This window comes from Flavobacterium reichenbachii (genome assembly GCF_002217435.1).
GTDB classification, from domain to species: domain Bacteria; phylum Bacteroidota; class Bacteroidia; order Flavobacteriales; family Flavobacteriaceae; genus Flavobacterium; species Flavobacterium reichenbachii.
Window position 1 is genome coordinate 298,860 of record NZ_MUHF01000019.1, and the last position, 20,493, is coordinate 319,352.

Annotated in this window: 13 protein-coding genes; 7 read left to right on the forward strand and 6 right to left on the reverse strand. The window is 35.3% G+C overall.

The features are described from left to right. Nucleotides 1-34: 34 nt before the first annotated feature. The gene (leuC, locus tag B0A68_RS16425; RefSeq protein ID WP_035686514.1) at nt 35-1,429 is read right to left on the reverse strand and encodes a 3-isopropylmalate dehydratase large subunit; all 1,395 of its coding nucleotides are present in this window, start codon (nt 1,427-1,429) and stop codon (nt 35-37) included. 661 nt (nt 1,430-2,090) lie between these two features. Here leuC and dnaE point away from each other — a divergent pair. Both dnaE and B0A68_RS16435 read left to right on the forward strand, forming a co-directional pair. Further along, entirely contained in the window at nt 2,091-6,626 is a 4,536-nt protein-coding gene (gene dnaE / locus B0A68_RS16430; RefSeq protein WP_035686511.1) for a DNA polymerase III subunit alpha, read from the forward strand. 178 nt (nt 6,627-6,804) lie between these two features. Next, on the forward strand, nt 6,805-7,764 hold the full coding sequence (locus B0A68_RS16435; protein WP_035686508.1) for an outer membrane beta-barrel protein: 960 nt from the start codon (nt 6,805-6,807) through the stop codon (nt 7,762-7,764). Between the two features lie 96 nt (nt 7,765-7,860). On the opposite strand, the gene B0A68_RS16440 is transcribed toward B0A68_RS16435, so the two are convergent. The 4 genes from B0A68_RS16440 to B0A68_RS16455 form a co-directional block, all read right to left on the reverse strand. Continuing rightward, the gene (locus tag B0A68_RS16440; RefSeq protein WP_035686505.1) at nt 7,861-8,856 is read right to left on the reverse strand and encodes a Gfo/Idh/MocA family protein; all 996 of its coding nucleotides are present in this window, start codon (nt 8,854-8,856) and stop codon (nt 7,861-7,863) included. A 184-nt stretch (nt 8,857-9,040) separates the two neighbouring features. Further along, the gene (locus tag B0A68_RS16445; protein WP_035686502.1) at nt 9,041-11,149 is read right to left on the reverse strand and encodes a prolyl oligopeptidase family serine peptidase; all 2,109 of its coding nucleotides are present in this window, start codon (nt 11,147-11,149) and stop codon (nt 9,041-9,043) included. A 223-nt stretch (nt 11,150-11,372) separates the two neighbouring features. Further along, nucleotides 11,373-13,580, reverse strand: coding sequence for a TonB-dependent receptor (locus B0A68_RS16450; RefSeq protein WP_035686500.1), 2,208 nt, complete (start codon nt 13,578-13,580; stop codon nt 11,373-11,375). A 165-nt stretch (nt 13,581-13,745) separates the two neighbouring features. Next, the gene (locus B0A68_RS16455; RefSeq protein WP_035686498.1) at nt 13,746-14,099 is read right to left on the reverse strand and encodes a hypothetical protein; all 354 of its coding nucleotides are present in this window, start codon (nt 14,097-14,099) and stop codon (nt 13,746-13,748) included. 267 nt (nt 14,100-14,366) lie between these two features. On the opposite strand from B0A68_RS16455, the gene B0A68_RS16460 reads away from it, so the two are divergent. Further along, nucleotides 14,367-15,026: a porin family protein gene (locus B0A68_RS16460; RefSeq protein ID WP_316930992.1), complete on the forward strand. Its 660-nt coding sequence runs from the start codon at nt 14,367-14,369 to the stop codon at nt 15,024-15,026. Here the strand turns inward: B0A68_RS16460 and B0A68_RS16465 are convergent. After that, a complete protein-coding gene (locus B0A68_RS16465; RefSeq protein ID WP_035686492.1) occupies nt 15,021-15,626 on the reverse strand; it encodes a hypothetical protein in 606 nt (201 codons plus the stop codon). The two genes, B0A68_RS16460 and B0A68_RS16465, sit on opposite strands and share 6 nt — an antisense overlap. An 89-nt stretch (nt 15,627-15,715) precedes the next feature. Between B0A68_RS16465 and B0A68_RS16470 the strand changes: the two genes are divergently transcribed. The 4 genes from B0A68_RS16470 to B0A68_RS16485 all read left to right on the forward strand — a co-directional run bounded on the left by B0A68_RS16470 (nt 15,716) and on the right by B0A68_RS16485 (nt 20,466). Further along, a complete protein-coding gene (locus B0A68_RS16470) occupies nt 15,716-18,184 on the forward strand; it encodes a bifunctional UDP-N-acetylmuramoyl-tripeptide:D-alanyl-D-alanine ligase/alanine racemase (RefSeq protein WP_035686481.1) in 2,469 nt (822 codons plus the stop codon). 67 nt (nt 18,185-18,251) lie between these two features. After that, on the forward strand, nt 18,252-18,635 hold the full coding sequence (gene mscL / locus B0A68_RS16475) for a large-conductance mechanosensitive channel protein MscL (RefSeq protein ID WP_035686478.1): 384 nt from the start codon (nt 18,252-18,254) through the stop codon (nt 18,633-18,635). Between the two features lie 88 nt (nt 18,636-18,723). After that, nucleotides 18,724-19,338, forward strand: a complete 615-nt coding sequence (locus B0A68_RS16480; RefSeq protein WP_035686476.1) for a hypothetical protein — start codon at nt 18,724-18,726, stop codon at nt 19,336-19,338. Nucleotides 19,339-19,476: 138 nt separating this feature from the next. Continuing rightward, entirely contained in the window at nt 19,477-20,466 is a 990-nt protein-coding gene (locus tag B0A68_RS16485) for an aspartate-semialdehyde dehydrogenase (RefSeq protein WP_035686473.1), read from the forward strand. Nucleotides 20,467-20,493 lie beyond the last annotated feature (27 nt).

Sequence of the window (20,493 nt, forward strand, 5' to 3'; positions counted from 1 at the left end):
TGTGTCTTACCTGATATTAATCTTTGCTCTAAAATTAAAATAACTCTCTTGGGTCTGTTAGTTTTCCTGTAACAGCAGCAGCGGCAGCCATAATTGGACTTGCTAAAAGCGTTCTTGAACCAGGACCCTGACGACCTTCAAAGTTTCGGTTTGAAGTACTTACAGCGTATTTTCCTGCAGGAACTTTATCATCGTTCATCGCTAAACAAGCAGAACAACCCGGCTGACGTAATACGAAACCAGCTTCAGTCAAAATATCTAAAATACCTTCTTCCTTAATTTGAGCTTCCACAACGTGAGAACCCGGAACTAACCAAGCAGTAACATTATCTGCTTTTTTTCTTCCTTTTACAATTTCGGCGAAAGCCCTGAAATCTTCAATACGTCCATTTGTACAGCTTCCTAAGAAAACGTAGTCAATTGGTTTTCCAATCATCACATCATCTTCGTGGAAGCCCATATAAGCTAACGATTTTTTATATGTTTCCTCGCCGCCTTCTACTTGGTTGGCGTTAGGAATATGTTTAGAGATACCAATTCCCATTCCTGGGTTAGTACCATAAGTAATCATTGGTTCAATATCTGAAGCTTTGATGTTTAATTCAGCATCAAAAACAGCATCAGCATCTGTTTTTAAAGTTTTCCAGTATTCAACAGCTTTAGTCCATGCTTCACCTTTTGGAGCATAAAGTCTTCCTTCAAGGAAATCGAAAGTAGTTTGATCCGGAGCGATCATTCCTCCACGAGCACCCATTTCGATACTTAAATTACAAACCGTCATACGGCCTTCCATAGTCATGTTTTCGAAAACATCACCAGCGTATTCAACAAAATATCCTGTTCCTCCAGAAGTAGTCAATTGCGCAATAATATAAAGTGCAACATCTTTTGGTCCAACACCTTTACTTAGTTGTCCATTTACGTTGATACGCATTTTCTTTGGTTTTGGCTGCATAATACATTGCGTAGAAAGCACCATCTCCACCTCAGAAGTTCCAATACCAAAAGCAATTGCGCCAAAGGCACCGTGAGTAGATGTATGTGAGTCACCACAAACAATAGTAGCACCTGGCAAAGTAATTCCGTTTTCAGGACCTACTACGTGTACAATTCCATTTTTAATGTGGCCTAATCCCCAGTGCGAAATTCCGTATTCGTTGGCATTATCTTCAAGAGCTTGCAGCTGATTAGCTGACAAAGGATCCTGAACTGGTAAATGTTGGTTTATGGTTGGTGTATTGTGATCTGCAGTTGCAAAAGTACGCTCTGGGTATAAAACCTTAACGTCTCTGGCTTTTAATCCTAAAAAAGCAACAGGACTCGTAACTTCATGAATGAAATGACGGTCAATAAAAAACACATCTGGTCCATCTTCAATTTTACGCACTACATGTGAATCCCATACTTTGTCAAATAATGTCTTACTCATTTTTTATTTTTTTTAATTGTAATTCTATAATCACAGCAATTCCCTGTTCATTATAATAGCCAAACAAAAGTAAAAAAAGATACAAAATCTCAAATTTCAATATTTCATTATATACGATGCCCAAACTAAAATACCAATTACGAAAGTGCTTTTGTTAATTCAATTTTGACAGAAAAATGATTTAAAACCCCATTTTGTTTTTCTTTTTCGGCTTTAATTTTGCTTGTTTGTTTTTTCTTTTAATAGTTTGCAAATTTATCTCAAAATCACTATAAAATATAAAGATTAATTCGAAAATATGTAACAAATTGAATCAAAATAGTAATAATTGTTAGTTTTGGTTTCTTTGTTATAAGAAAGCTTTTTTGGTTTTTTAACCCTTTTAAATGAGTTTTTTGATTGTTATTTAGAATCAATAAATCCTCTGAATACTACGACATCCAAGAAGTGTATTTTTATCAAATTTTATGAATTTTAAGAGAAAAACTGATTACTTAATAAGAATCACTTTTTAAAGATTTAACCGTTTTCTATCTCTAAAAAAAGGCGTAAATTTGAACTTCCTCCATAATTTGCAAAGCAGTTTTTTATACTCCATATAATCAGATATTTATATTGGAAAAACTTGGGATTTGGAGTTTAATTTTTGTATTTTCATTCTATGTATTTAATATTCGATACCGAAACAACCGGATTACCAAAACGCTGGGACGCTCCCATAACCGATTCTGATAACTGGCCTCGCTGTATTCAGATCGCGTGGCAGCTTCATGACGAAATGGGAACGCTTATCGAGCATCAGGATTATTTGGTAAAACCAGAAGGATTTAATATTCCGTATGATGCAGAGCGTATTCACGGAATATCGACTGAATTGGCTGAAGCCGACGGCATTTCGCTTGCAGAAGTTTTGGAAAAATTCAATATCGCTTTAAGCAAAACCAAATTCATTGTTGGGCAGAATTTAGGTTTCGACGTTAATATTATGGGCGCCGAATTCCATAGAATGGGAGTGGAGTCTCAAATGAGTTCAATGCCGGTTCTGGATACTTGTACAGAAGTTACGGCTTCATTATTACAGCTTCCCGGAGGTCGCGGAGGAAGATTCAAACTTCCGACTTTGACCGAATTGCACAGTTATCTTTTTAATAAACCTTTCGCGGAAGCGCACAATGCAACTGCCGACGTTGAGGCAACTACGCGTTGTTTTTTGGAATTGGTTCGAAGAGAAGTTTTTACAAAAGAAGAACTAGACGTTCCAAAAGAATATTTCAGAGAATTTAAGGAAAGAAATCCACAGGAATTTCCTTTAATTGGTTTAAAACACATCAATTTAAAAGCAGCTTCTGATAAAATCAGAGAGCAGATTAAAGCTTTGCAATCTGATGACAAAGGAACTGTAGTTTCTGAATCTGATAAAGCTGATTTTAAAGCAGCAAAATTTGCGCATTTACACAATCATACACAGTTTTCTGTTCTTCAATCAACGATCGGAATTGGGAATATAGTTTCGGCTACAGCCAAAAACGGAATGCCGGCCGTTGCGATGACAGATACCGGAAACATGATGGGAGCTTTTCACTTTGTGAGTGCCGTTATGAATCACAATAAAGCAGCATCTGGAAAAAATAAAGCTTTGGTTGAAGCTGGTGAAGAGCCAACAGAAACTGAAATAAAGCCAATTGTGGGCTGTGAGTTTAATATCTGTGAAAACCATTTAGATAAAAGCAAAAAAGACAACGGTTATCAGGTTGTTCTGATGGCCAAAAACAAAGCAGGTTATCACAATCTGGCAAAAATGGCTTCGATTGCGTATACCGAAGGATTTTACTATGTCCCAAGAATTGACAAAAATATTGTTGAAAAATACAAAGAAGATATTATGGTTTTGTCTGGGAATTTATACGGAGAAATTCCGAGTAAAATCCTAAACATTGGAGAAAACCAAGCCGAAGAAGCTTTAATCTGGTGGAAAGAACAATTTGGCTCAGATTTCTATTTAGAAGTAATGCGTCATAATCAGGAAGATGAAAATCGTGTAAACAAAACCCTGATTGAGTTTGCTCAAAAACACAATGTCAAATTAATAGCGACAAATAATACCTATTATTTAAATAAAGAAGATGCCAACGCGCACGATATTTTACTTTGCGTAAAAGACGGTGAAAAGCAGGCAACACCAATTGGCCGTGGACGAGGTTATCGTTACGGACTGCCAAATCAGGAATACTATTATAAATCAGAAGAAGAGATGAAAAAACTCTTTTCTGATCTTCCCGAGGCCATTATTAACATTCAGGAAATCATTGATAAGGTCGAAGGTTATTCGCTTTATCGAGATGTATTGCTTCCTAAATTTGATATTCCAGAAGAATTTTTTGTAGTCGAAGACGAAGCGGACGGTGGTGTGCGAGGTGAAAATAAATATTTGCGACATCTAACTATGGTTGGAGCAGCAAAAAGATACGGCGAAATTACAGAATCAATTCAGGAACGTTTGGATTTTGAGTTATTGACGATTTCAAACTCCGGATATCCGGGTTACTTTTTGATTGTGCAGGATTTTATTGCCGAAGCCAGAAATATGGACGTTTCGGTTGGACCAGGACGTGGATCTGCAGCGGGTTCTGCCGTTGCCTATTGCTTGGGAATTACCAATATTGACCCGATTAAGTACGATTTGCTTTTTGAGCGTTTCCTAAATCCGGATCGTGTATCGATGCCCGATATTGATATCGATTTTGATGATGAGGGTCGTGGTCGTGTAATGGAATATGTAATCAACAAATACGGAAAAAATCAGGTGGCCCAGATTATCACGTATGGTAAAATGGCAACCAAATCTGCGATTCGTGATACGGCTCGTGTATTGGACTTACCATTATTTGAAGCTGATAGAATTGCAAAACTGATTCCGGGAATGATGCCGTCAAAATGGAATTTGGCGCGTTTTATTTCGGAGAGTGAAGAAGAGGTCAAAAAAGCCCTTCGTTCTGATGAATTTGAGAATGTAAAAGAATTGATCGCCATTGCCAATGAAGATGATTTGGCAGGAGAAACCATTCAGCAGGCAAAAATTCTTGAGGGATCGATGCGAAATACCGGAATTCACGCTTGTGGAGTAATCATTACACCATCAGATATTACGAATTTCGTTCCCGTGACCACAGCAAAAGATTCCGATTTATATGTAACGCAGTTTGACAACTCAGTTGCAGAAAGTGCCGGATTGCTTAAAATGGACTTTTTGGGTCTAAAGACCCTTACGCTGATAAAAGATACGGTAAAACTAGTAAAATACAGAACAGGAAAAGAGCTGGATCCAGACACATTCCCGATTGATGATGAAGAAACGTATGCACTTTTCCAAAGAGGAGAAACGGTTGGAATCTTCCAATACGAGTCGCCCGGAATGCAGAAATACATGAAAGATCTGAAACCAACGGTTTTTGGAGATTTAATTGCCATGAATGCACTTTATCGTCCGGGGCCTTTGGAGTATATTCCATCTTTCGTTCGAAGAAAAAATGGAGATGAAGAAATCAAATACGATTTGGATGCCTGTGCCGAATATTTATCAGAAACTTATGGAATTACGGTTTACCAAGAGCAGGTAATGCTTTTGTCTCAGTCTTTGGCAGGATTTACAAAGGGTGAGGCCGACGTTTTGCGTAAAGCGATGGGTAAGAAGCAAAAAGAGGTACTGGATAAAATGAAGCCTAAGTTTGTGGAACAAGCCTCAGCAAAAGGTCACGATGCAAAGATTTTAGAGAAAATCTGGAAAGACTGGGAAGCTTTTGCGAGTTATGCCTTTAATAAGTCGCACTCAACATGTTATGCCTGGATTGCTTATCAAACAGCATTTCTAAAAGCGCATTACCCTGCTGAATATATGGCGGCAGTACTTTCGAATAACATGAACGATATTAAGCAGGTTTCCTTTTTTATGGAAGAATGTAAACGTATGGGATTACAGGTTTTGGGCCCAGACGTAAACGAATCGTACTATAAATTCACCGTAAATGATGATTATGCCGTTCGTTTTGGAATGGGAGCGATCAAAGGTGTGGGTTCTGGAGCGGTAGAAACTATTGTAGAAAACAGAAAAGACGGAAGATATAAATCGATTTTTGACTTGGCAAAGCGAATTGATCTGCGTGCTGCCAATAAAAAAGCTATCGAAAACTTAGCACTTGCAGGTGGTTTTGATTCGTTTGAAGGAACCACAAGAGCGCAATATTTTCATGATGATGGTGACGGAATAACTTTTTACGAAAAAGCAATTCGTTACGGATCGAAATTTCAGGAGAATGAAAATTCATCGCAGGTAAGTTTATTTGGAGAAACCAGCGAAGTTCAGATCGCAGAACCAGTCGTACCGCCATGTGAAGACTGGAGTACGATGGAAAAACTGGCCAAAGAAAAAGAAGTGGTAGGGATTTACATTTCCGGACATCCGCTGGATGATTTTAGATTTGAGATGAAATACTTCTGTAATGCCCGATTAGAAGCGCTGAAAAGTATGAATGAATATGTGGGGAAAAATCTAACTTTTGCCGGAATTATAAATAATGTACAGCATCGTGTGGCTAAAAACGGAAAAGGCTGGGCGGCTTTTAATTTAGAAGGTTACGATGAGAGTTTTGAGTTTAAGATTTTTGGTGAAGAATATTTAAAATTCCGTCACTTTTTGATTCAGAATAATTTTGCCTTCCTAAAAATATTGATAAAAGACGGCTGGGTAAATCATGATACAGGTAAAAAAACAGATCCAAGAATGCAGTTTGTTGAGGTAAGGCAACTGCAGGATATTTTGGAAGCTTTTGCTAAAAAACTGATTTTATTATTGAACATTAAAGATCTTCAGACAGACTTTATTCATAGATTAAGTCATTTATTTAATGCTTATAAAGGTGATAATACAGTGACTTTTGAAATCATGGAATTAGAAAAAATAAAACGTTTGGTTGAGGTAGAAACTCCAACGGATTTTGAGGAAACTGAAGATGCTGTTTTTGAGGAAGAAAACGACAGTGAAGATACCGTTCAGGAGACTAAAATTCAGGAAGTAAATGAAGTAGAAGAAATAAAAGTAGTTACTAAATTAACGATGCCAAGCAGGCGTTTAAAAGTGAAAATTTCTAATGAATTACTACAGGAATTAGAGAAAATGCAAATTAATTTTAAATTGAACTAAAAAATTAACAGTTAAAATTTAGAATAAATTTAGTTTTAAATGTTAAAAATATGCATGCATAATACTTTTTTAATATTATTGCCCGAAATTACAACGATTTCGTTACAAGTCTAACCATACAAACTTTACGATTATGTTAAAATACTCTAAATTTGTATTAATTAATTAAATCAGAGATATGAAAAAGAACCTATTTTTATTAGGACTATTAATTTGTTCTATGGCAACAATAGCACAGACACAAACAACAGATAAACCAGAAAGCTGGTATTTTAAATTAGGCGGATCTTATTTCATGCAGACCGCTGCAACAGAATTTCCAACTGTATCAGGAGCATTACCTAATACTGATGTTTATGCAGCAGATGGTACAACTTTAGTTTCAAGAGAAACAAATCATGGTTCTTTTGGTGAAGGTTTTCGTAGTGGCTTAACTGCTGGATACCGTTTTTCACCACGTTTAGGTGTAGAGTTAGGACTTAATTATTTTTCTAGTGCCAGCAAAACTATGGTTGAAACAACTAATAGATTAGTAGCTGCAGGACCAACTTTTGCAACAGGTAGAGCAGAAGGAAGAATTAGAGCTTTTGATGTCGCTCCGGCACTTGTTATGTTTTTAGGAGAAGCTCATGGTTTTGAACCTTATACTAAAGTAGGTGTAATCGTTCCGGTTCATGGAGATTTAACAATTGAAACAAACAGAACTTATACAAATCCAGCAGGAGTAACTAAAACTTATACTAAAGATGTTGTGAAACCAAACCCAACAGTTGGATTCTTAGCTGCAATTGGTACATCTTACAAATTAGGAACTCATATATCTATTTTTGCTGAATTGGAATACCGTAATTTTACAGTACACGGAAAAACAAAAGAAACTGAAGTGTATACTGAAAATGGAGTTGATAAATTAAATACTCCTACTACTTTCCGTGCAGATGCATCATATTCTGCAAGTCATGTTGATTATGTTAAACAATTAAACAGCACTTCTAATAATCCTTTATTTAACCCTAATACAGCAACAACTACAATTCCTGGTGATACCACTAGACCAAATGAAGCAATGAATGACATCAGTTCTTTTGTTGGGATTTCTGGTTTAGGTTTGACTTTTGGACTTAAATACAGTCTATAATTTTATTCCGCTATTATATTTTACAGAAAAGGATATTCGAAAGAATATCCTTTTTTTGTGGTTTTGTCATTTCGATTGAAAGGAGAAAAGACAATACTATGACTTCAAATCTCTAAACTCCTTCAAAACTTCATCAATAACCCAAGTGGTTCTCGCGCCAGAAATTCCTTTTGACGGCGAAGCTCCTTCATTGCCCAATAGTTCTGCAACGACAGTTTCTATAAACGGCTGCTGAATATGAAGCGGATTTTCGATAGTAATGCTTTCTTTTTCACCGTTTATATATTGAACATGAATTGGGTCATTTCCAAAGGTAGAAAAAGAAATTCTTCCTTTATCGCCGACAATTTCAGTATTGTCATAACGCTCAAAACTGGCAAAATTCCATAATCCAGAACCGTGAACTCCATTTTCGAATAAAAAAGACATCGAAACAGTATCTTCAGCAGGGTAAGCCAAAAGCTGAGAGCTCGCATGTCCGCGAACAGATTTTATAGGCCCAAAAACAAAATCTAAGAAATCTAAAGTATGGCAAGCCAAATCAACAAATATTCCGCCTCCGGAAATATGAGGCATAACTGTCCAGGGAAGATTAATTTCGTCGTCGTAACGTTCTTCAAACGGATGATATAAAACACAGTTTACATGTCTTACAGTTCCGATTTTGCCTTCGTCAATAAGTTCTTTTATTTTTAGGAATCTTGGCAGGCTTCTTCTGTAATAAGCAACAAACAACGGTACATTGTTTTCTTTGCAGATGCTGATCATTTCGTTGCATTCTTCAAAAGTTAAAGCCATTGGTTTCTCTACATAAACTGGTTTTCCTGCTTTAGCGCATAAAATAGTATATTCTTTATGAGAAGATGGAGGTGTTGCGATATATACAGCGTCAACATCGGGATCATTTATTAAATCTGCTGCATTTGAGTACCATTTGGGAACATTGTGACGCTTGGCATAATCTTCGGCCAATGCTGCATCTCTGCGCATCACGGCAACCAGAGCTGAATTTGGTGCTTTCTGAAATGCGGGACCGCTTTTTACTTCGGTAACATTGCCACAGCCTATAATTCCCCAATTTATAATTTTCATTTTTGATCTTTTTAGTTATTCAAATTTAAGAGAAAAGAATTGCTTAAAAAAGGTTTGCCACGAATTACACGAATTTTCACGAATTGCTTATTTTCAATTGGCTTAAAAAAATAAGCCACGAATTCACGAATTTAATTGGTGTAAATTCGTGTAATTCGTGGCTAAAAAAATTTAAGCGTTAGTCTTACTTTTTAGGCAAAGCTTTAAAACCCATATTATAAAGTGTGAAAGCTTGAATATCTACATTTTCCTGAATGCTTGCAGCAACAGATTTTCCTGCTCCATGACCTGCTTTTACGTCAATACGAATTAAAACCGGATTCTCTCCTGCTTGTTTTTCTTGTAATTCTGAAGCAAATTTAAAACTGTGTGCCGGAACAACACGATCATCATGATCGCCAGTTGTAACCATAGTTGCAGGATATTTAGTTCCTTTTTTAACGTTTTGAACAGGAGAATATCCTTTTAAATATTCAAACATTTCTTTACTGTCTTGTGCAGTTCCGTAATCAAAAGCCCATCCTGCACCAGCTGTAAAAGCATTGTAGCGTAACATATCCATAACTCCAACTGCCGGAAGCGCTACTTTCATTAAATCTGGGCGCTGTGTCATTGTTGCCCCAACTAGTAAACCTCCGTTTGAACCTCCGCGAATTGCTAAGAAATCTGAAGAAGTGTATTTTTGAGCAATTAAATATTCGCCTGCAGCTATAAAATCGTCAAATACATTTTGTTTTTGCAGTTTTGTACCCGCATCATGCCATTTTTTCCCGTATTCACCGCCGCCTCTTAAGTTTGCTACAGCATAAACACCTCCGTTTTCTAACCAAACAGCATTGGCAATACTGAAACTTGGTGTCAGACTGATATTAAATCCTCCGTAACCGTATAAAATGGTTGGATTTTTACCGTCTAATTTCAATCCTTTTTTATAAGTAATGATCATCGGGATTTTAGTTCCGTCTTTAGAAGTGTAAAAAATTTGTTTAGACTCGTAATCTTCACTTTTAAAATCTACTTTAGGTTTTTGGTATATTTCAGATTTTCCAGATTTTGGATCAAAAGAAAAAATAGTTCCCGGAGTAGTGTAATTTGTAAAACTGTAATAAATTGTTTTTTCTTTCTTTTTGCCTCCAAATCCGGCTGCAGTTCCAACAGAAGGAAGTTTAATTTCGCGAACTAATTTTCCGCTGTAATCATATTGTTTTACCAGCGAAACCGCATCTTTTACATAATTGGCAAAGAAATAACCTCCACCCGTAGAAGGAGCTAAAACATTTTCGGTTTCTTTAATAAAATCCTTCCAGTTTTCTGGTTTCGGAGCACTTACATCAACTGTTACGACACGTTTATTAGGAGCATTCAAATCAGTATCAATAAATAATTTGCTTCCTTCGTTTTCGATAATGTTGTTTTCACTATTAAAGTTGTCCACAATAGTTACAATCGGACTGTTTGGTTTTGTCAAGTCTTTAATGTACAATTCGTTTCCGTAAGTAGAATTTGCAGCAGAGATTACCAGATAATGATCATCTTCTGTAACGTAACCGCCAACATATCTTCTTTTTTCTTCTGCTCCAAAAATTACTTTATCTTGTTTTTGTGAAGTTCCTAATTTGTGGAAATACAATTTATGCTGATCTGTTTTTGCAGACAATTCACTTCCTTTTGGTTTTTCGTAGCTTGAGTAATAAAAGCCTTCGTTGCCCAGCCAGGATACACCGCTGAATTTTACATCAACCAAAGTATCTTCTAAAACTTTTTTAGACAAAGCATCAATAATAATAACTTTTCTCCAATCGCTTCCTCCTTCAGAAATAGCGTAGGCAGCTTTTGTTCCGTCTTTAGAAAAATCCAAACCTCCAAGAGAAGTTGTTCCATCTTTTGAGAAGGTGTTTGGATCTAAAAAAACTTCGTCTTTGCCATTATCTCCTTTTCTGTAGATAACAGATTGATTTTGCAGACCATTATTTTTAGAGTAATACGTGTGTTTTCCTTCTATAAAAGGCGCACTTATTTTCTCAAAATTCCAGAGCTTTTCCATTCGCTTTTTAAGTTCTTCGCGAAACGGAATTTTATCTAAATAACCATAAGTTACTTCGTTTTGAGCTTTTACCCAAGCTCCGGTTTCAGCAGATTTATCGTCTTCAAGCCAGCGGTAAGGATCGCTTACTTTTGTATCAAAATAAACATCTACAGTTTCGCCTTTTTTAGTTTCAGGATACTGAATTTTGTTCTGACCAAATGAAATTCCTGCAGTTGTAATTGCCATTATAAGAAATGTTTTTTTCATTGTTTAAGTTTAACGGTTGTAGCAAAAATAGCACTTTTTGTGAGATTGGTAAATATTTAACCGCAAAGCGCGCAAAGTGTTTTTCACAAGGTTCGCAAAGTTTTTTATTTAAATCTCGCAAAGCCGCAGAGTCGAAAAGAAAATAAACTTTGCGCCCTTGCGGCTTTGCGTGAAATAAGTTAGCGTTCCTTGCGTAAATCTTAGCGTTCTTTGCGGTTAAAGACTAAAGATTAAAATTTACACCTAAAACGATATTTCTTCCAATATTTGGAATTCCGTCTGTTTTTAATCTTGAAAGATGTGCGATATAACTTTTATCGAATAAATTGTTTCCGTTTAAATTCACGTCAAAAGCAGTTTTTCCTAGTTTAACAGTTCCTCCAAAACCTAAATTTACCAAAGTATAACCTTTAGAAGCAGTTTCAAAACCACTTACATTATCCTGACTGAAAGTAGAAGAAACATTTAGAGATGCAAAACCTTCGCTAAGCCAGTTTTTGATGTTAAATTCTGTTCTAAGCGTATTGTTCCAATTATTGGCAGGAATTAAAGGAAGATAATCATTATTGTCTTTTTTACCTGTTACAGTTTCAAAACTAGTTTCAAAATGCAGCCAATCTAACGGATGAGGATGAAAATGCAGACCAATTTCTCCTCCATATAATTTTGCATTGTCCTGAACGTAAGCAAAAACATCGTTATCATCCAGAACATCTCCAGTTGGAGAAGTATAGATGTAATTATTGATATGATTGTAAAATCCGTTTACGAAAAATTCAAAATGGGTATTTTTATATTCTAAATTCAAATCGGTTTGAACATTTTGTTCTGTTTTTAAATTTGAATTTCCAATTTCGTATCGATTCGTTCCTTCGTGAACTCCGTTTGAAGTCAATTCGGCTAAATTTGGGGCTCTAAATCCTGTGGCCACATTCAATCGAAGCGTTAACGGTTCTGCCAGTTTTGTTTTATATCCTAACGACGCATTAAAACTATCAAAAGATTTGTCTAAAGCTTCAAAATATCCTTCTTCACCTTCAGTTCCATGAGCCTGAGAAGTAATGTTTCGGTTGTCAAAACGTAATCCGGCTTGTACAACACTGTTGTCCCATTCGTAATTTGCTGTTCCAAAAACACCAAAATCATTTGTTGTTGCATCTGGAATTAAATATTCTTCTCCAGAATTGGTATTGGTCTGGTGCATTCCCTGCACTCCAAGAATTGTTTCGATTTTACCCAATTTAGGGAAGTGATATTTAGCATTGTAATTAAAAGTGTTTAATTTCATGCGTAAAGATGCTTCATTGCTGTCTTCAAACTCGCTTCTGTCATTTGAAATATAACCCAGATCAACATCTAATTTTGAGTTTTCAAAAAAGATGACATTGTTTAAACTCAATAAATGATTAAAGATGCCTTGTCTCGGAAATTGTGTGTCTTTGCTTGAAGACTGTTCGGCGATTCCGTCTTCTGGAATACCAATATCAAGTTTGTTATAGTTGTATCTCAAAACACTTGAAAAACTCGAATTGCTGTATCCGATTCCGGTTTTAAAATCAGTTTCGTTATAACGTGAATTGGTTACACGGTCACCATCTGCAATTTTATAATCAGAATGGGTGTTAAAACTTCCTCTGGCCAGAAATTTCCAATTATCTGTAGAAGTTTTTAAGCCGATAGAAGAATTGCTTCCTTGTGTGTTTGTGAAATATTTTTGACTGAAATTGGCTTTGAAGGTATTAGCATCAGCAAATTTTTCAGGATTAAAATATAAAACACCTCCCAAAGCATCAGATCCATATAATAGAGAAGCGGGACCTTTTATAACTTCGACACTTTCGATTCCGGCATCGTTTAAACCCAGACCGTGTTCGTCTCCAAACTGCTGATTCTCGATACGAACGCCTTGCGAATAAACCAAAACACGATTACCGCTAAGTCCTCGAATAACCGGTTTTCCTATAGAAGTTCCTGTAGAAATCTGAGACACTCCAGGAATTGTGGCCAAACCTTCTATTAAGGTTGAAGTTCCCTTTTGCTGTAAGGTTTTAATGCTTTCGTGTTCTACTTTCATTACGTTTTGCGATTGCAGTTTGTTAAAAGGAGTTGACACAATTACTTCATCCATTTCTAGAATAGATTCTGCTAAAGTGATGTCTAAAGTATTTTCTTTTAATAATTTAGCAATTGTGTTGTTTTGCGTTGTATATCCTATAAAGGCAAAAGAAAGGTGTAAACTTCCGTTTGGAAGATTGCTAAATTGATATTTCCCATTTGTATCTGTAGTAGTTCCTTTATGCAATTCTGGTGCATAAACAGAAACTCCCGGCATTGGCTGGTTTTGAGAATCGGTTACAGTTCCCGAAACAGAATTTTGAGCAGAAAGAATGCTGGAAAACCCTAAAATAAGGGCAATTATTATTTTTTTCATTTGAAAATGATGCTATAGTTAATGGATTTTCTTTTTAAAATAAAATGAAACTAACAGTAAAACTTTCCGATCCCAATGAATATTTGGACTGGAAAATTGAACTGATTTTTGCAAATCAATTTAAAGCGAAACAATTGTTTTTTTTGAATTCGATTATTCGAAAAATTAAGAAACTAAAGTTGCGGGAGGACCGCGTAATAAATAAGAGCTTCCGGAAAATGTAAATATATTTTCTTCGGCAGTAAAAAAATAAGGAGTTTCTCCCTGAAAAGTTTGAAAGTGAAATGAAAAATTATCAGGAATTATAAAGCTTCCGAAAACAAAATCGCAGACGTAACATAAATCAAAATTATGATGCTGATGCGTTATTTCGCCATTAGGATCATTGTAATCATGATGGCATTGTTTTTCTGAAAGCTGTTTTACAATATGCTCATAACTGTGTATGGACTGAAACAGCATTGAAAACAATACTATTACAGCAAAAGAGAAACTTAGTATGAGCTGTTTTTTCTTCATTTCCAGCAAAGGTATAAAAGATCTCCTGAAAATTGATTTATTTTTTAGATCTCTGGCGCTGGTTTGTTGAAAATAATGCAGTAAATCATTTTAATCCGGGTAAAAAAGAGAATATTTGTTTTCTAATCGTATCCTGAGGCAGCATTATATTATATTTGTAAGTAAAATAAATTAACTCCAAAAAACGTTTACCTGATAACCTTCAAAAAAACAAAAGACAATATGCGATTCATTTTTAGCTGCTTATTTTTAGTAACGTTTTTCAATATGTCTGCACAGGAAGAAGTTAAACCTGAAATTAAGCCGTTGGTAAAAATCGATTCTTTGTATCGCGAAGATCAGTTTTACTTTTCGGTAACCTATAATATGTTTACAGATGTTCCTGTAAAATTCAGGCAGAATAAATTTTCGCTTGGACTTTCTGGTGGTTTTCTTCGGGATATACCTTTAAATAAAAGCAGAACAGTAGCTTTTGCTACAGGATTAGGGTTGAGTTATCAGAATTATTTTCAAAATCTTACCATTTCTAAAGATGCGGATGGTGCACGGGTTTACGGTGTAAATGATTATGGAGAATTTGTCTCTAACCGATACAGACAGTATGCAGTTGAGATGCCGGTAGAATTTAGATGGAGAAATTCGACTTTTGAGAGTACTAAATTCTGGAGGATTTATGGCGGAATGAAATTCAGTTATATATTTTCGAGCAGTTCTATTCTGGACGATGGAGAAAATACATACAGAATTAACAACAATCCAGACATCAATAAACTTCAGTACGGAGTTTATCTTTCTACAGGTTATAATACCTGGAATCTTTATTTGTATTACGGCTTAAATCCTTTATTTAAGTCTGCAAAAACTGTTGCAGGAGATAATGTTAATATAAAATCGCTTAATGCCGGGCTGATTTTCTATATCTTATAACCACAAAAACAAAAACAAAACCTGTGGCATAACACCAATTATCAATCCGAGGAAAATCTCTTTTGGAGTATGTGCTCTCATTTCTAATCGTGATGATGCAGTAATACCAGTCATTAAAACCAAAAACGCAGACCAATACGGATTTTGCATCTGCAGATGAATGTTAAGTCCGATTACAAAAATAGTCAGACTGCTAACAGCAAGCATATGCAAACTGGCTTTAATCTTAAAAAGAGAACAGATTAAAGCTATAATAGTACTGAACAAAGCACCCAGAAAAAAGAAATGCAGCTCTGGATAACGAAGAATAACAATGCTTCTTTTTACCAATAAAATATACAAAAAACACTGTAGAACAAGCGGAATCCTGCGCTCGGCAGTTTCAGGAAGCATAATAGATTTTACATGTCCCGTTGAGCGAAGCAACAGAAAAAACAAAATTGGAACCGCAATTGTAATGATCAAAATCTGAAACAAAACAAAGTACTTTTCCTGATTAGAAAAAAGATCTTTTTTGCAAAAAAGGTAAAATAAAGTGGCATAGATCGATATAAATATCGGATGCAGGATATAGGAGAATAAAGGGAGGATTTTTTTCAAAGCAACAAGATTTGTGGTTTCAACAAATATAAGTAAATATAATTTTTAGGCGTGAATTTCATTAATTTTGACAAAAAGAAACTTTATAAATGAGCATAAATTTAAAAAGCCTTGTTTCGGTTCTTGATGCCGAATGGAATGGCTCAGATATCGATATTTTTGTTGATCACATTTCGATTGACAGCCGATCTTTACAAAACGGACCTCAAACATTGTTTATTGCCCTTTCTGGTGTTAATAATGATGCTCATTTGTATATAGCTGAACTAATAGAAAAAGGAGTTCAGAATTTTGTCGTGCAGTATATTCCGGAAAATGTTAAAGGCAAAGCCAATTTTTTTATTGTAAAAAACACCCTAAAAGCACTCCAGGAATTGGCGGCTTATTACAGGAATTTATTCCAGATTCCGATTATTGGATTAACGGGAAGCAACGGAAAAACAATTGTAAAAGAATGGCTTAATTTCTTATTGAGCCCAGATTATAATATCATCAGAAGTCCAAAAAGTTACAACTCGCAGGTTGGTGTGCCGCTGTCTGTTATTGCGATTAACGAGAAACACAATTTAGGAATATTTGAAGCCGGAATTTCGACCGTTAACGAAATGGCTAATCTGGAGAAAATCATCAAGCCGACTATTGGTGTTTTAACGAACATTGGTTCTGCACACGATGAGGGCTTTTTAAATTTAGTCCAGAAGATCGATGAAAAATTGATTTTGTTTAAAGATTGTCCGGTAATTATCTATCAAAAAACTGAAGTTGTCGACTCTTGTTTGACCCAGTTTGCTGCAGAATATATGATGCATCCGCGAAAGCTGTTTTCTTGGAGTTTTACAGATAACAGCGCCGATGTTTTTATTCTGAAAAAAGAAAGTAAAAACGAGCATACTCACATTCAATATCAATATAAAGGAGAAAATTTTAGTTTAGAAATTCCGTTTAGCGATTCGGCTTCTGTAGAAAATGCTATTTCCTGCTTGTTAGTTTTGTTGTATTTTAATTATAATCAAGAAGTTATTCAAAGTCGAATTGCGATGCTTTATCCCGTTCGAATGCGTCTTGAAGTGAAAAACGGAATTAACAATTGCAGTATCATAGATGACAGTTACAGTTCTGATTTTCAATCGCTCAAAATCGCTTTGGATTTTCTGGAAAGTCAAAAGAAAAACGCATCCAAAACAGTTATTTTATCTGATATTTTTCAGAGCGGCTTTTCTAAAGAAGAATTGTACTCAAAAGTGGCCCAGCTGATTTCAGACAATAAAGTAAATCGTGTAATTGGTATTGGATCCACAATTTCTTCTTTTGCGTCTAAATTTGCCAACAGCCGAATGTTTCAAAACACGGCCGATTTTATTAATGAAATAGAAAATCTTAATTTCAATAACGAAACAATTTTAATAAAAGGAGCACGTTCTTTTCAGTTTGAAGAAATTGTTTCGCTTCTTGAAGAGAAAACACACGAAACAGTTCTCGAAATTAATTTGGATGCTATTACGCATAATTTTAATTACTTTAAATCTAAGCTTAAACCAGATGTTAAAATGATGGTTATGGTAAAAGCTTTTGGTTACGGAAACGGCGGTTTAGAAATCGCAAAATTACTCGAGCATCATAAAGTCAATTATTTGGGTGTGGCTTTCGCCGATGAAGGAATTTCACTAAAAAACGGAGGCATCACGCTGCCAATTATGGTGCTAAATCCAGAGTCTACCAGTTTTCCTTCGATTATTCAGTATCAATTAGAACCTGAAATTTATAGTTTAAAAGGATTAAATGCCTTTTTAAAGATTGCCAGAGAGAAGAATTTAAAAGATTTTCCGATTCATATCAAAATAGATACCGGAATGCATCGTTTAGGTTTTGAAGACAACACAATCGATGAATTAATCGTGACTTTAAAAGGAAATTCGACCGTTCGTGTTCAAAGTATATTGTCACATTTGGCAACAAGCGATGATCTGCAGCATTTTGATTTTGTAAATCAACAAATCGATTTATTTGAGAAATTGTCATCAAAATTAATGTCAGAATTGAATATAAATCCGATTCGTCATATTTTAAATACGTCTGGAATCAGTAATTTTCCTGATGCGCAATATAATATGGTGCGTTTGGGAATTGGTTTATACGGAGTTTCTAATGATCCGGCAGAACAAAAATATCTTGAGAATGTAGGCACTTTAAAATCGATTATTTCGCAGGTGCGCACTATTCCCGCGGGCGACAGCGTAGGTTACGGACGTCGTTTTATGGCTGAGAAAGAAACAAAAATTGCAACAATACCAATTGGTTATGCAGACGGAATTTCGAGATTATGGGGAAATGAAGCAGGTTTCGTAGTCATTAAAAATCAAAAAGCAAAAATTGTCGGCAGTGTCTGTATGGATATGCTGATGGTGAATGTAAGTCATATTGATTGTAAAGAAGGCGACTCCGTAATAATTTTCGGCGAAAGCCCAACAGTTATCGAAATGGCCGAAGCTTTAAAGACTATTCCGTATGAGATTATGACGAGTATTTCGCAGCGCGTGAAACGAGTATTTTTTAGATAGTGTAAGGTACTTTCGGGAAAATTGCTTATTTTCGATCTTCATTTATTAAAATCTAAAACTAACAATTATGAGTATAATTTCGGAATTTAAGGAATTTGCAATGAAAGGCAACGTAGTCGATTTGGCTGTCGGTGTAATTATTGGAGCGGCTTTTGGCAAAATAGTAAGCTCATTAATTGAAAATGTAATAACGCCATTGATCTTGAAGCCGGCCTTAGATGCCGCACATTTATCTACTATCGAAGAATTGACTGCTTTTGGTGGTGTAAAATACGGCTTGTTTATTTCGGCAGTAATTAACTTTATAATTGTTGCTTTTGTTTTATTTTTAATCATAAAAGGAATAAATAACCTTAAAAAGAAAGAAGAGCCGGCACCAACTGCACCAGCAGGACCAACTCAGGAAGAACTGCTTATTCAGATTAGAGATCTTTTAAAGAATAAACAATAAATAATATATACCGCTGCACTAAGTCTAACTTAACCGCTTCTTGATTGAGGCGGTTTTTTTTTAATCTAATACTAAAGATTGTAAGAATATGAAAATACAGGTTTTAAATGAGCGAGTTCAGAAGCTTTTTAGGAGCGGTTCATATTCTATGGATACAACTAAACAAATTGAAGCAAAGCTTAAAACGTTAAAGAAAGAAAAGGGAGTTGCTATTTCAGATCTGTTGCTGTTTAATTTGAATAATAAAGATTTAAAAGGAGTGAACGCTATACTGGGCTTTTTGATGGCTGTTTATGATTTTGAAGGAGAAGAAGAGCAGATAATAAGTCTTGCCCTGATTAAAATACTGGCAAAACTTACGCCATTGTATCGTAAATCAGGTAATCTGGAGATAGAAACTTTGTATTACTTGATTTTTGATATTATTTTTCAGAATACGGGGCTTATAGAAGAATTAGATCTGAAATCAAAAGAGGCTCTGATCTGTGAAATTATTGAAATCTCAAAATTGAAATACTCAGAAGACAAAACCAAGGATAGTGATTTACTAATGGCACTTCAAAAAATTATAGATATCGGATTTTATTTTGGAGATCAGAAAGGAAAAAAAATGTTGGAAAGTGGCTTTTTGAATCATTTCGATGAGTTTATTGCAGGTTGTGCAAAAGATGAATTGGAGACAAATTGGCCTGATAGCATTTAAAATTATTTGTACTTAGATAATTTTACACATTGTTTGATTTGTAACATTTTGTTATTTTTTGTGAAGCCCCTTGTTTTGTTTTTTATTATGGCTACTTTTGCAGAGTAGATTAAGATTAATGATATTAAAAATATAAAAATGAGAATAGCAGTTGTAGGTGCTACCGGAATGGTAGGCGAGGTAATGCTTAAAGTTTTAGCAGAAAGAAATTTTCCTGTTACAGAATTAATTCCCGTTGCATCTGAAAGATCAGTAGGAAAAGAAATTGAATATAAAGGAACAAAATATAAAGTAGTAGGTTTACAAACAGCAGTTGACTTAAAAGCTGATATTGCGGTTTTTTCTGCAGGAGGTGATACATCTTTAGAATGGGCGCCAAAATTTGCAGCTGCCGGAACAACCGTTATTGATAATTCATCTGCATGGAGAATGGATCCTACAAAGAAACTTGTAGTTCCGGAAATCAATGCTTCATCTTTAACAAAAGAAGATAAAATTATTGCAAACCCAAACTGTTCTACAATTCAGATGGTTTTGGCTTTGGCTCCTCTGCATAAAAAATACAACATTAAAAGAATCATTGTTTCTACTTACCAATCGATCACAGGAACTGGTGTAAAAGCGGTAAAACAATTAGAAAACGAATACGCAGGAATTCAGGGTGAGATGGCTTACAAGTATCCAATTCACAGAAATGCAATTCCACACTGCGACAGTTTTGAGGAAAACGGATACACTAAAGAAGAAATGAAACTGGTTCGTGAAACTCAAAAAATTCTTGGCGATAATACCATTAGAGTAACAGCGACAGCAGTTCGTGTACCAGTTGTTGGCGGACACAGCGAGGCAGTAAACGTAGAATTTACAAATGATTTTGATGTAAACGAAGTTCGCGAAATTCTTCATAATACAGACGGAGTAACGGTACAAGATAATTTAGACACCTTTACGTACCCAATGCCATTATACGCTGAAGGTAAAAATGATGTTTTTGTTGGAAGAATTCGTCGTGACGAAAGCCAGGAAAATACACTAAACATGTGGATTGTTGCAGATAACTTAAGAAAAGGCGCTGCTACAAACACGATTCAAATCGCTGAATATTTGATTCAGGCTGGTTTGGTTTAATTTGAAAAATTAAAGAAAATTGTTATA